Source organism: Micromonospora sp. NPDC049048 (assembly GCF_043197615.1).
GTDB lineage: Bacteria > Actinomycetota > Actinomycetes > Mycobacteriales > Micromonosporaceae > Micromonospora.
The window spans coordinates 248,249-261,621 of record NZ_JBICTM010000004.1; the positions used below are offsets into that span (position 1 = coordinate 248,249).

Here is a 13,373-nt window from a genome sequence, read left to right on the forward strand (position 1 = left end):
CCTCGCCCCGGCACCGTCGCCGGCAGACAGGGACCGGGGGACGCCGGTGGACGCCGGGTGGAAAACGGGTCTGCGGCCCGGCCCCCGCGACCGACACAATGAACGGCGTGCGGAGATCGACACGACGGCTGCTCGGCGTCCTGGACGCGCTGGACCACGGGGAGCGCATGGCGGCGCTGGCGCGCCGGGCCCGCGAGCTGGCCACCACGGGCGAGCTGCCGCAGATCCTGGCGGACCTGCGTGGCGGCGCGTCGTACCACCGGTTCCTGGCCGTCACCGCCGCCGCCATCGTCGGCGACCGCGCGGCGGTGCTGGCAGCGGTCGGCGACCCGCACGGCACGGTCCGGGCGGTCGCCGTGAAGGCGGGCCTACGCGCCGGCTGGCTCGCCGGCGACGACCTGCGCGCATTCGTCCGGGACGCGCCGGCCGACCTGCGTCACCTGGTCTACCGCACGCTGGGCTGCATGCGCCGGCCGGCGGTCGCCGACGGCCTGGTCGACGACGTGCTGGACCGCTTCGGCGCCACCGAGGCGGTCGCCCTGCTGTCCGCCTGCGGGGCGGACACCGTCCGCCGGCTGCTGCCGGCCGTCGAACACGCGTTGCCGGGCTCGGTCCGCCTGGCCCGTCGCCACGGCGACGTGGTGCTCGACCACGCCGAGTCGACGCTGCCCCACCTCGCCCCCGCCGAACGGGACCGCTGGTGGACGACCCACGGCGAGCGGGTCCTGGTGGCCGGCCGGCGCCGACCGGAGCGCGCCCTGACGCTGCTCGAACGGTACGCGCCTGACGGACGCCTCCCCGGCGCCCTGGCCGACTACGGTGCGCTCGCCGCGTCCGCCCCGGGGCGGGTGCTGGCCCTGCTGACCGAGGCGTCCCGAGTGGACCGGCTGCGCCACGAGGGGCTGCCCCCGGCGCTGCTGCGTCGACTCGTACGACTGCCACAGGCGGACCTGGTCGCCCTCGGCCGGCGGGTACGCGACCACGACAACCTGCTGACGCGGCTGCTGGCGGCCCTGCCCCCGGCCCGGCGCGGCGAGCTGTACGACGCCGTGTTCGCCGACGTCGAGACCGCCACCCGGATCCCCGACGCGTCGCTGCTGGAGGTGCTGCCGCACGCCTGGCGGGAGCGGGAGGCACGACGGGTGCTCACCCTCGACGAGGTCCGCCACGACGAGGCGCGGGTACGGTCGTGGAGCGCCCTGCTGCCCTGGCCGGCGGCGTCGGCGGCGCTCACCCCCGCCCTGCGCGCCGCCGACGCGCACGACCGGGCCGTCGCGTACCAACTGCTGCTGGCCGCCGCACGGCGCAGCCGCGACCCCGACGCGGCGGCCGAGGCCCTGGCCCAGCTGGATCGGCTGCGCAACGAGCAGGACCCGGTCCGGGCCGTGGCGCTGGCGGAGCTGGCGAACCTGGCCCCGCTGCTGCGCGCGGACGCCGCACAGATGCTGACCCGCATCACCGTCGACGCCACGACCACCCGCGACGCGTCGACGCGTACCCTCTCCGCGCTCGGCACCCTCGCCGCCCGGGTGCTGGGTCGACACGTCGACGAACCAGCCCTGCTGCGGTGGGCGCTGGACACCCTCGACCGGCTCTTCGGCGGGCACCGGCTGCCGTCGCTCGGACGGTTCGACACGACGCTACGCCGGGGCCAGGAGCAGCTGGTCCTCGCCCGGCTGCGCGGATGGATCGAGGCCGGCATGGCCCGGGGCCGGTTCACCGCGCTGTTCGCGGTGACCCACGCCCTCGGGCGGCGGGCCTGGCGGCTGCCCGACCTGCAGGAGCTGCTGCGCCGCGCGACGGCCCCGGGCACCGTCGCCGCCGTCGTACGGGAGGCCGTCGAGCTGTGGCTGGCCGACCCGAGGACCCGGACGCAGCGGGTCGCCCACGTGCTGGACTCCGACACCTCGACCATCACCCTGCCCACCGTGTGGTCGACCGTCAGCGCCCGACGTCACGACCTGCTCGACCAGGTGCTGCACCGCCCGCCGAAGGGGGCGTTCCTCACCGCCGGCACCCGCTGGATCCCCGGGCAACCCGTACACGCCGAGCGGTGGCCGCCACGCCAGCAGGAGGCGTACGTGCGGTTGCAGGCGCGCCTCGCCGCCGACGCCGGCACCCCGCTGCATCACCGGGCCGCCGCCGTACGGGCCGCCGCGCGGGTGCCGGACGCCGGGCGCGAGCTGGTGCTGCGCTACGTCGACTCGACGAACGTCACCCTGGCCGAGGCGGCCCTGGCGGCCCTGCCGTGGATCGGCCGGCCCGACGAGACGCTGCCGCTGCTGCTGTCGTACGCCGACGACGAGCGGGCCAGGGCCGCCCTGTACGCGGCCGGTCGCGTCGTCCGCTCCACCCGCCCGGCCGACCTGGTGGCCCCGCTGTCCGCCGTCGCCCTGGGCCGGGGCAAGGTGACCAGCCGCAAGGAGGCGCTGCGGCTGCTCGGCCGCTTCGGTCCCCCCGAGGCGATGGCGGTGCTGGTGGCCGCGTGGCAGCAGCCCGACCAGCACCGCGACGTGCGGGCCGCGATCGTCGCCGCCGCCCGGCAGCGACTGCACGCGCCGCAGAGCTGGCCGATCCTCGAACAGGCCATCGCCGGCAGCCGGGAGGAGTCGCTGACCGTCCTGGCGACCCCGCCCGACGCGGTCGCCGCCCCGGATCGCCCCCGCTACGCCGCCCTCGTGGCCCGGGCCTGCGCGAGCGGCGACCGGGAGGTGGGCCGGATCGCCTGGCCCCGGCTCGTGCACTGGCTGCCCTGGGCGCCCGATCTCACCGAACTCGTCACGGCCGCCCTCACCGACCTGCACGAACAGCACGACTGGCAGGCGGTGCGCCCCATCGTCGACGCGGTGCTGCGCCACCCGGAGCGCCCCGAGCAGCACGTGCTCGTCGCCGCCCTGCGCGCCCTCGTCCGCGTCGACGACACCGACGCGGACCTCGGCGGCCCCGCCCGGGACCGCCCCGCCCGCCGACGGATCGACGCCATCGCGGCCGAGGCCTCCGCGGCCTGGACGGCCGGCCCGCGCACGGATGCCGCACCGTGGCGGCGGATGGCCGACGAGCTGGGCCGACACCACGCGTACGTGTCGCAGGCGGGCACCCTGCTGACGGCGCTGCTGCCGCTCGACGGCCCGACGTGCGACCGGCTGACCGCCGACACGCTGGCCATCGCGGAACTGGTGGCCGGGCGGCCGGCGCTCGCCGCCCGGCTCGCCCGGTTCCTGTCCCGACGCACCGCCTCGCCGGAGCCCCTCGACGCCACGCCGGTGCTCGCCACGGCCCGCGACCTCGCCGCCCGGGGTGAGGCCACCACCGGCCTGTTCGCGGTGGCGCTGGCCGGCGGCGGCCGGGCGTACGGCTGGTCCGCGCCCTGGCGGGAACTGCTGCACCTGCTGCGCGGGCATCCGGTCGCCGACGTCCGCGACGCCGCCTTCGACATCTCGATGCAGGCGACGTGACCCACCGCCACGACGACGGCGCCGGGGCTCAGAAGTCGTCGTCGAAGGCCACCGTGCCAGTCACCCCCACCTGGTACGCCGACACGCGCCGCTCGAAGAAGTTGGACAGCTCCTGGACGTCCTGCAACTGCATGAACGCGAACGGGTTGGCCGACCCGTAGTGGGCGGGGACGCCGAGCTGCACGAGCCGCCGGTCGGCGACGTGTTGCAGGTACTCGCGCATGTCGGCCAGGGACAGCCCGGGCACGCCCCGCCCGAGCAGGTCCTCGGCGAACTGGACCTCGCACTCGACGGCCTCGGTGAGCATCTGCCGCACCTGCCCGGCCAGCTCGTCGTCGAACAGGTCCGGCTCCTCAGCCCGCACGGTCTCCACCACGTCGAAGGCGAAGGCCATGTGCATGGACTCGTCGCGGAACACCCAGTTGGTGCCCGACGCCAGGCCGTGCAGCAGCCCCCGGGAGCGCAGGAAGTAGACGTAGGCGAAGGCGCCGTAGAAGAACAGCCCCTCGATGCAGGCGGCGAAGCAGATCAGGTTCAGCAGGAACGCCCGCCGGTCCGCCCGCGTACGCAGCTCGCGCAGCTCGCCCAGTGAGTCGATCCAGCGGAAGCAGAACTCGGCCTTGCGCCGGATCGACGGAATGTTCCCGATGGCGGCGAACGCGGCGGAGCGTTCGGTGTCGTCGGGCACGTACGTGTCGAGCAGGTTCAGGTAGAACTGGACGTGCACGGCCTCCTCGAACAGCTGCCGCGACAGGTAGAGCCGACCCTCGGGCGAGTTGACGTGCTGGTAGAGGTTGAGCACCAGGTTGTTGGCGACGATGGTGTCGCCGGTGGCGAAGAACGCCACGAGGCGGCTGACCAGGTGCCGCTCGGCCGGGGAGAGCCGGTCGAGGTCGGCGAGGTCGGCGTGCAGGTCGACCTCCTCCACCGTCCACGTGTTGCGGATCGCGTCACGGAACCGGTCGAAGAAGTGCGGGTAACGCATCGGGCGCAGGGTGAGATCCATCCCCGGGTCGAGCAGCATGTGGGTGGCCTCCGGCTCACGGGTGTCGGGGGTGGTCACTGATTCACGGGTGTCGGAGATGGTCACTGGCACGCCTCGCACGCCTCGGGGTTCTCCAACGAACACGCCAGCGCCTCGTCGACGGTCGCCACCGGCGCCACGACACCACCGACCGGAGCCGGCCCGACGGGCGCGACGGTGGCCTGCTGGATCCGGGTGGCCGGCCGGGAACGCAGGTAGTACGTCGTCTTCAGCCCGGCCTTCCACGCGTAGAGGTACATCGAGGAGAGCTTGCCGATCGTCGGGGCCGCCAGGAACAGGTTCAGCGACTGCGACTGGTCGACGTACGGGGCACGCGCGGCGGCCAGGTCGATCAACGCCCGCTGCGGCAGCTCCCACGCCGTACGGAACAGCTCCCGCACCTCGGCCGGCAGCTCCACGACGTCCTGCACGGAGCCCTCGGCGCGCCTGATGGCCGCACGGATCCGCTCCGTCCACAGACCACGGGCCTTCAGCTCCCGCACGAGGGCCGTGTTGACCTGGAGGAACTCCCCCGACAAGGTCTCGCGCTTGAACAGGTTCGACACCTGCGGCTCGATGCACTCGTAGCACCCGGCGATCGAGGCGATCGTGGCGGTCGGCGCGATCGCCACCAGCAGCGAGTTGCGCAGCCCGTATGCGGCGACCCGTTCCCGCAGCGCGGCCCACCGCGCCGTCTGGGTACCCGTGACACCCCACAGGTCGGGTTGCAGCTGCCCGCGCGCCGCCCGGGTCCGCCCGTACGCCGGGTGGGCGCCCGCGCTGCGCGCCAGGTCGGCGGAGGTCTCCAGAGCCGTCAGGTACAGCTCCTCGCTGATCCGGGTGGACAGCTCCCGGGCCGCCGGCGAGTCGAACGGCAGCCGCAGCGCGAAGAACACGTCCTGCAGGCCCATCAGCCCCAGCCCGACGGGCCGCCAGCGGGGGTTGCTCGCCGCCGCCTGCGGCGTCGGGTAGTAGTTGATGTCGATGACCCGGTCGAGGAACGTCACGGCGGTGCGGACGGTGGCACGCAGCCGCTCCCAGTCGATGCCGTCCGCACCCAGGTGGGCGGCGAGGTTGACCGAGCCGAGGTTGCACACGGCGGTCTCCGCGTCGCTGGAGACCTCGACGATCTCGGTGCACAGGTTGGACAGGTGCACCACGTTGCCGGCCTCGGCGGTCTGGTTGCACAGCCGGTTCGCGGCGTCCTTGAACGTCATCCACCCGTTGCCGGTCTGGGCGAGCGTACGCATCATCCGCCCGTACAGCTCCCGCGCCGGGACCTGCCGCACGTAGCGGCCCTGCTCCTCGGCGGCCCGGTACGCCGCGTCGAACTCGTCGCCCCACAGGTCCGGCAGCTCCGGCACCACGTCGGGGTCGAACAGCGACCACACCCCGTCGGACTCCACCCGCCGCATGAACTCGTCCGGGATCCAGTTGGCCAGGTTCAGGTTGTGGGTCCGCCGGGCGTCCTCGCCGGTGTTGTCGCGCAGCTGGAGGAACTCCTCGACGTCCGGATGCCACGGCTCCAGGTAGACGCAGGCCGCGCCCTTGCGCCGACCACCCTGGTTGACCGCCGCCACCGAGGCGTCCAGCGTCCGCAGCCACGGCACGATCCCGTTGGACTGCCCGTTGGTGCCCCTGATCAGCGCGCCCCGGGAGCGCACCCGCGAGAAGGCGATGCCGATGCCGCCGGCGAACTTCGACAGGTTCGCCACCTGCGCGTACCGCTGGTAGATCGAGTCCAGCTCGTCGCGCGGGGAGTCGACCAGATAGCAGGAGGACATCTGGGTGTGCCGGGTGCCGGAGTTGAACAGCGTCGGCGAACTCGGCAGGTAGGCCAGGCTCGACATCAGCCGGTAGAACCCGATGGCCTCGTCCGGCGTGCGGGACAGGCCGCAGGCCACGCGCAGCAGCCAGTACTGCGGGGTCTCCAGCACCAGCCGGCTCGTCGGGTGGCGCAGCAGGTAGCGGTCGTGGACCGTACGCAGCCCGAAGTACTCGAAGCGCAGGTCGCCGCGCGGGTCGACGGCGGCGTCGAGCACACCGGCGTGGGCGGCGACGAACGCGGCGGTGTCGTCGCCGATCAGCCGCTCGGCGTGCCCCCGGCCGATCGCCTCGCTGAACGAGCCGATGCCCTGCCGACGGACCTCCCGGTCGACGTACCCGGCCAGCAGTCGGGCGGCCAGCCGCGAGTACTGCGGCTCCTCGCCGATCAGCTCCGCGGCGGTCTGGACGCACAGCCGCTCCAGTTCGTCCGCCGTCGCCCCGTCGTACAGGCCGCTGATCGTGCGGGTCGCCACCCGCAGCGGGTCGACGTCGGCGAGGTCGTCGGCCCACCGTTCGATCGCGCGGACGATCCGGTCGACGTCGACCGGCTCGGTGCCGCCGTCGCGCGTGCGGACCCGCGTCCGTGGCCGCCGCTGGCCTGTCACGGCCACATCGTCGACCGCCGTGCCGGCGGCCGGAACAACCTCGGTGACTGTCACCACTCACTCCTCGCGAGCCTTGATCCCAGACGGATTCCTGGGCACGCGGGGAGCGGACACCGACGACGACGCGCGCGGGGCACGCGTCGGGATGGCGTCGGCCGTCCCACGCGGCCTCGGACCGCCGCACACCCCGATGCGGGCGTACGGCGCACTGGCAGGTCTTCGGACTCGCGGGCGTGACCGGACGCGCCGGTCTCCTACTGGCCGTCGCTTCCCAGGCCGCTGGCGGCCCAGTGCTGATGACGGCGGTCGTTCCCACTCACCGCTGCGGGGCAGTCCCGGATTCCCACCGGGTTCCCTCTTGCCTCGACCGCCCCGGATGGGCGGCCGAACCAGCTGCGCCCGACACCATATATAGGGTTGGCGGCGTTGTCACACCCCACATGTCGCCCCCGGGCGTGTCGTCGAGGACCCGTCGACCGGCGACGGCGGTACGCAGGCCCCTCGTCCGCTCGGTACAGTCGCGGTCGTGTTCACCGACGGCGGGACGGCCGCGCACCGTGGCATCGACTGGCCCACGTACGGGGGCGACCCCTTCGACGGCGCGTTGCCCTGGGCCGGGCTGCTGTACTGGGCGCGCGAGCAACCGTCGCGGGTGTTCCCGGCCGATCGCGTACCGTCCGCGGACGAACTGCACCGCGCGATCCCGATGGGCTACACCACCCTGACCCTGCTGGCCCGCGTCGCGCTCCTGCACGGCGGCCAGCAGCGACGGCTGTGGCCGGAGGAGAGACGGCCGGCCTCGCGCGGGCAGTTGCAGCCCTACCAGTTGCTCCTGCCGCCCACCGGCAGGGAACGTTATCTGAAGCTCGGCGCGGGCTGGCCGGTGCGGTTCGCGCTGCGCGACGCCGAGGAACTGTCGGCCCGTACCGGCGGCGCGGTTCTTGTCTGCCAGGTGGTCGAGTCGCACAACTGGCACTGACGACGCCCGGCGTGTGGAACGGCCGGGGCGACCGGGATCGCGAATCGACGCGATCCCGGTCGCCCTCGCGGTACGACTAGACCCGGGTGACCCGGACGGCGTCGGCCACCACATAGCCGGTGGCGCTGGTCCAGCGGCTGACCGCGACCAGGTTCCGGTCACCGGCGGCCAGCGCGAAGGTGCCCAGCGAGCGCCAGACGCCGCCGCTGGAGCGCTGGTCCACGTTGACCGTCTGGTTGCCCGAGGCGGTCACGACGACGTGCGGCGCCGAGCTGTTGTAGCCGGCGTCGGCCGGGTGCCGCACCTCGATGCGGTAGTTGCCGGCCGCCGGGATGTTCACCTTGAACCAGGCGGCGTCGCTGGCGGGCGTGGGGTCGGCGAATCGGTAGTCGGCACCGTAGCGCTGGGCGGAGTACGACGAGGTGCCCCAGTTGGTGCTCGCCGTGAACCGCCCCGCCGTGGCGTTGTCCACGATGGTGCTGAACGCGGGCGGGGTGGGCGTGCCCAGGCCGAGGTAGGCGGCGATCCCCTCGGCGTGGCCGCGGGCGGTCGCGGTGATGAAGTCCGCGCGCTTGAGCAGGTTCGAGTCGGCGACGGAGTCGATGAAGAGGTTCTCGGTCAGCACCGCGGGCATGTTCGACTCGCGCAGCATGTGGAAGTTCGCGGTCTTCAGACCCCGGTCGGTGACCGAGCCGATCGTCCGCATCTTGCCGATCACCTTCGGGTGCAGGGCGTTGTGCAGGTTGACGGTGGCGGCGTTCGCCGACGGGTACCGGTAGCTCTCGAAGCCGGTGCCGCCGCCGGAGTTGATGTGCACGCTGACGAGCAGGTTCGCGCCCCACGCGTTGGCGTCGTCGGTGCGGTACGCCAGGCTGCGGGTGATGTCGGTCGTGCGGGACATGCGGACGTCGACGGCCCAGTTCGCCAGCAGGATGCTGCGCAGTTGCAGGGAGATGTCGAGCGTCAGGTTCTTCTCCTGCAGCCCGTTGCCGACCGCGCCGGGGTCGGTGCCACCGTGGCCCGGGTCGATGTAGACCTTGGGCAACGCCGCCCACGCGGGGCTGGCGACGATGGGGACGGCCGCGGCACCGGCGACACCAGCCAGGAGGGTACGCCGCCGCAGCGTCGGGTTGTCGAACATGTGCACCTCGTCATCGGGAAAGATCGACAGTGCCCGCAATATAGCGGCAGGTCGATGGCGATAAAAGATGTCTACGGCTCACAATCTGAAAATGGAAGGTTTTCTCCTCCGCTGGGGCCCGGAGCCAGCTGGCTCCGGGCCCCAGGTCTCGCCGCGCTCAGGGGCTGGTGCAGGTGATGTTGCTGGGCGTGGTGGCGCCGTCGCCGGTGGCGGTGAACCCGAAGGTCGTCGAGGCGTTCGGGCCCAACGTGCCGTTGTACGCGGCGTTGCGGACGGTGATGTCGCCGGCGGTGGCCGTGTGGGTGCCATTCCAGAGGCTGCTGATGGCCTGGCCGCCGGCCAGGGTCAGACGCACGGTCCAGCCGTCGATCGTGGTGGTGCTGACGTTGGCCACCACGACCTCACCCTGGAACCCACCGGGCCAACTGTTCACCGTGCGGTAGGTGGCGGCGCAGGCGCCCGGCCCGCCGGTTGGCGGGGGCGTGGTGGGCGGCGCGGTCGTGGGCGGCGCGGTCGTGGGCGGCGCGGTCGTGGGCGGCGCGGTCGTGGGCGGCGGCGTGGTGGATGGGAGCTGGGTGAAGAACCGCCAGATCTCCCCCGAGGTCCAGGTCCTGGCGTCGTTGGGGCTGGACGATCCGTCGACGGGACTCGGGGTGTGGTCTCCGTCGAACGCGGCCCACTGCACGGGATATCCGGGCCGGCAGCCGGAGTAGCTGGTGGTGATGTGGGTGAGGCTGCCTCTGCTCGGCTCACTCGGGTTCTGCGCGGTACAACCGTTGTTCCTGACGAACGTGTCGCGAAGTGACCGGCCCATCGAGATGTTCAGCACGCTGTCGTAGAGGCCGTGGATGCCGAAGTACGCGACGGGTTGGGTGCCACCGTTGCATCCGCTGAGGTTGGCGCCCGACAGGACGGTGACTGCCCGGATGACGGTGGGCCGGGCGCAGGCGACCGCATAGCTCATGGCCCCGCCGTAGCTCCAGCCGAGCGCGAAGCGCTGGGTCGTGTCGACGCAGAGGTCGTCCTCGACCTGCCGGGAGATGTCGTCGAAGAGGGTCAGGTCCCGACCGTTGGTGTTGGCCCAGCCGGCGTCGATGCCCTGGGGCGCGACGAAGATCGTGCTGTTGCCCGACAGCGGCGCGAGCCCGTAGTAGCCGGCGGAGGCCACGCTGCTGGCCGAGCCGTTCAGCCAGTGGAAGCCGAAGATCAGCCGATAGGGACGGTTCCTGTCGTACCCGTCCGGGATCCGCAGGATGTAGCTGCGATTCTGTCCGCCGCTCTGGATCGTGCGCGTCCCGCTGGTGAGCGTGGGGGCCTTGCCGCAGCCCGCGGTGGCCGCGAGGGTGCCGTTCGTCGCGGCCACCGTCGTTGTGCGGAAGCCGCCGCCCAGCGCGCCGGCGGTCGCGGCGACAAGGACCGCCGCGGCCGCGATGGATGAGAGAAGGTGCCGGTGTTTCAGCATTGCCTGACCTCCTGGCCGTTGGTCCTGTGCCGGTGGCGCTGCGCGACGTCGACCCGGCGACCGCCGGCCGCACCCCCGCCGGAACAGAGGGCGCGGACGACTCGAACCGCTTCTCCTCGCCGTCGGCGATCCGGGTCGAGCCGGTACCGGGGCCGCCGGCGACAAGGCGAGGGAAGCTGGGCGTACGACCGGACGGAGTCGCCCGGCCGCGCGCGGTCACATGACATCGGCGCAGCGGCCCGGACTGGTCCTCGACCGGCGAGGCGGTGAGCGGGCGTACCCCTCGGGGCGCCTGCCGATCGACTGAGGTGACAGGGAGTGTGCCCTTCACTCCCGCCGGAAAGATAGCAGGTTATCGATAACATCCTCAACCGGCCGCGTTCCGGAAGACACCGCGGCGCGGCCGCACCCAGCCCACCGGCGCATGGCGGGGAAGTCGCCTGTAGCCCTTTGTCGGCTTGCGGCCGGGCCGCCGCCTGATCGATCCCGGCCAGCTTCCGGGACGGCCCGGTCCGTCGCCGACGCCATCGACAGCGGCGAAACTATCGCTCGATAATCCCGTAACTTTCTGAGAATCCGCACTCATCCATGGGTGTGAGCGCTAACAGGATCTTGTTCCACACCCGTCAGGTCGCTACTTCGGTGCCGCGGTGGCTACCCACCATCTCTCCGACAGCACGTACGTCACGATCCCGAACCGCCCACCCGGACCAACGACATCAGCCACGGCGAGTTGATCCGCAGCAACGCCGACCAGACCATGACCATCAACCCCTGCAACCTACGACTGCTCTACCAAGGCCGACCCCCCAACTCCGGCGGCGACTACGGCCTCCTGCCCCACCGACCCGGCCTGCTCACCCTGCAGCGCTGACCACTCCACACCACAACCCACCACCAGGAACAGGCAACGGGACGGGCGGGCTCGGTGCAGGACCGAGCCCGCCCGGGCCTCTCCCGGCTCAGGCGGCGCCACGTGGCGTCGCACCTGGTTGCGGTGCCGGGCCATCCGGGGACAGGACGCTGCTTCCCGCAGCATCCTCCGCTCGGCGACCTGCGTGCGCAGAAGCGAGCGAGCCTTCGTGATACTTTCGGCGTCGCTGTGCGCTGCTGCGAACCGAGGAGGTGAGACCGATCAACGCTGTGACAGGTCGGGACTCCCTCCCTCGCATGGCCTAGGGAGCGCCCGCAAGGCATCCCGAAAGGCGTGAGCGCTATGCACTTCGACTCTGCGACGTCGTCCGACGGCGTCTGCGAACAACTGTTCATCATCGATGGCATTCCCGGCGTGCTGTGGACGGCGGAAGGTGCCGTCGGTACCCGCCCCCTGATCCTGATGGGACACGGCGGCGGCCAGCACAAGAAGGCCCCCGGCATCGTGGCCCGCGCACGCCGCTTCGTGGCCGAGTGTGACTTCGCGGTGGCGGCGGTGGACGCGCCTGGCCACGGCGACCGGCCGAAGGATGAGGAGTACGACCGGATCGCGACCGAGAACCAGGCTCGTGTGGACGCCGGAGAGGACCTGGCACCGCTGATCGCTGGTTTCCAGGCGCTCGTGGCCCGCCAGACCGTCCCCGAATGGAGGGCGGTCCTGGACGCGCTCCACGGTCTCGAGTACGTCGGCGCCGGTCCGGTGGGCTACTGGGGCGTGTCATTGGGTTGCGGGCTCGGTGTGCCGTTCGTCGCCGCCGAACCCCGGGTCCGCGCGGCGGTGCTGGGCCTGGGCGGTGCGCTGGCATCAGCGCAGGCCGCCGCGCGGATCACCGTCCCGGTGGAGTTCCTGCTTCAGTGGGACGACGAGCGGGTGCCGCGGGCTCAGGGCTTGGCACTGTTCGACGCCCTGGCCTCGACCGAGAAGACCCTGCACGCCAACCCCGGCAGGCACGGCGAGATCCCGGCATTCGAGCTGGACAGCGCGCTACGTTTCTTCGCCCGGCACCTCGGCTGACACCGCGCTCCACGACGCGCCGATCGGGATCCGCTCCCGATCGGCGCGTCCACGCAGATCCTGAAAGCCCGATCATCGGCGACGGCGCGCTCACACAGGTCCTGAAAGCCCGATCATCGGCGGCGGCCGCTCACACATGGTCAACGCTGAGCGGATTCCCACCACACCAGACATGATCACCATCGGCCAGCATCTGATGGAGCTCGGGTACGGCGTTGCAATGTGAACGCTGATCGGCATACCACCGCCAACCGGACCGAAAGGCCGCTGACCTGCACCGACACCTGCCGTCATTCCTCGTCGTTGGTCACCGCTGGTTCACCTCAGACGGCCTGCAGACGGCATGATCTTGAGCGCTGCCGCACCACATCGCCGAACGGCGGCCTTCTGGCTGGCTACTTCTTGAAGAGCCCGACGACGCTGACCACGGTGCCAACCACGAAGCTGAGGGTGGCGAGCTTCGCTTGGCCCCCGGTCCAGAGCCCTTCGGTCTTCTGGCGCCAGCCCAACGACCACCACTCGCGCCCGAGCTTCTGCCACTTGTGCTGGCGGAGGTGGCAGCCGAGGATCAGCCCGGTCGAGTTGTTGCGGCAGAACTCCACGACGCTGCCGCGCTTCCGGTTGATCGCGCCGCAGTACACCGGAGCTTGGAAGAGGACGAAGAAGAGCAGCAGCCCGAGGAGCACCGCGTATGTGGCTGGGCCGAACTTGGCGTTGCCCAAGGACAGAAGAAGCACGGCGAGGACCGCGTAACCCCAGTACTGCCAAAGCTTCGACTTGCCGCGGGACGCCATGTTCGCAAACGGTACTGACGCCCGGACTAAACGTGAAGATCTTCCAAGGGTCGATGATCTGACACCATCATTTCCATCGACTGGTGCGCAGCTGGTACGTCGCGCTACCCCCACTCTAGGCGTTACTTGACCCCGCAC

General features: G+C 71.9%; 8 protein-coding genes, 1 pseudogene and 1 riboswitch. Of the genes and pseudogenes, 4 read left to right on the forward strand and 5 right to left on the reverse strand.

Features of this window, described 5'->3' with window-relative positions:
* The first annotated feature begins 98 nt into the window (after window positions 1-98).
* Window positions 99-3,455, forward strand: a complete 3,357-nt coding sequence (locus ACGFIG_RS15765; protein ID WP_393003335.1) for a hypothetical protein — start codon at window positions 99-101, stop codon at window positions 3,453-3,455.
* A 28-nt stretch (window positions 3,456-3,483) separates the two neighbouring features.
* On the opposite strand, the gene ACGFIG_RS15770 is transcribed toward ACGFIG_RS15765, so the two are convergent.
* Both ACGFIG_RS15770 and ACGFIG_RS15775 read right to left on the reverse strand, forming a co-directional pair.
* A complete protein-coding gene (locus ACGFIG_RS15770) occupies window positions 3,484-4,479 on the reverse strand; it encodes a ribonucleotide-diphosphate reductase subunit beta (RefSeq protein WP_393003770.1) in 996 nt (331 codons plus the stop codon).
* Between the two features lie 62 nt (window positions 4,480-4,541).
* A complete protein-coding gene (locus tag ACGFIG_RS15775) occupies window positions 4,542-6,917 on the reverse strand; it encodes a ribonucleoside-diphosphate reductase subunit alpha (RefSeq protein WP_393003772.1) in 2,376 nt (791 codons plus the stop codon).
* A gap of 186 nt (window positions 6,918-7,103) precedes the next feature.
* A riboswitch (cobalamin riboswitch) is annotated at window positions 7,104-7,320 on the reverse strand.
* 117 nt (window positions 7,321-7,437) lie between these two features.
* On the opposite strand from ACGFIG_RS15775, the gene ACGFIG_RS15780 reads away from it, so the two are divergent.
* Complete coding sequence (locus tag ACGFIG_RS15780; RefSeq protein WP_393003337.1) at window positions 7,438-7,890, forward strand: hypothetical protein; 453 nt, start codon at window positions 7,438-7,440, stop codon at window positions 7,888-7,890.
* A 76-nt stretch (window positions 7,891-7,966) separates the two neighbouring features.
* Here ACGFIG_RS15780 and ACGFIG_RS15785 read toward each other — a convergent pair whose 3' ends face one another.
* Together ACGFIG_RS15785 and ACGFIG_RS15790 are read right to left on the reverse strand one after the other, a co-directional pair.
* Entirely contained in the window at window positions 7,967-9,031 is a 1,065-nt protein-coding gene (locus ACGFIG_RS15785) for an N-acetylmuramoyl-L-alanine amidase (RefSeq protein WP_393003339.1), read from the reverse strand.
* Window positions 9,032-9,188: 157 nt separating this feature from the next.
* Window positions 9,189-10,493, reverse strand: coding sequence for a cellulose binding domain-containing protein (locus ACGFIG_RS15790; protein WP_393003341.1), 1,305 nt, complete (start codon window positions 10,491-10,493; stop codon window positions 9,189-9,191).
* A gap of 703 nt (window positions 10,494-11,196) precedes the next feature.
* Here ACGFIG_RS15790 and ACGFIG_RS15795 point away from each other — a divergent pair.
* Window positions 11,197-11,367 (forward strand): annotated as a pseudogene (locus tag ACGFIG_RS15795) (non-reducing end alpha-L-arabinofuranosidase family hydrolase); the annotation flags it as partial.
* Between the two features lie 342 nt (window positions 11,368-11,709).
* The gene (locus ACGFIG_RS15800; protein WP_393003343.1) at window positions 11,710-12,441 is read left to right on the forward strand and encodes a dienelactone hydrolase family protein; all 732 of its coding nucleotides are present in this window, start codon (window positions 11,710-11,712) and stop codon (window positions 12,439-12,441) included.
* 395 nt (window positions 12,442-12,836) lie between these two features.
* Here the strand turns inward: ACGFIG_RS15800 and ACGFIG_RS15805 are convergent, their stop codons facing one another.
* Window positions 12,837-13,235: a hypothetical protein gene (locus ACGFIG_RS15805; protein ID WP_393003345.1), complete on the reverse strand. Its 399-nt coding sequence runs from the start codon at window positions 13,233-13,235 to the stop codon at window positions 12,837-12,839.
* Between the last annotated feature and the right edge of the window lie 138 nt (window positions 13,236-13,373).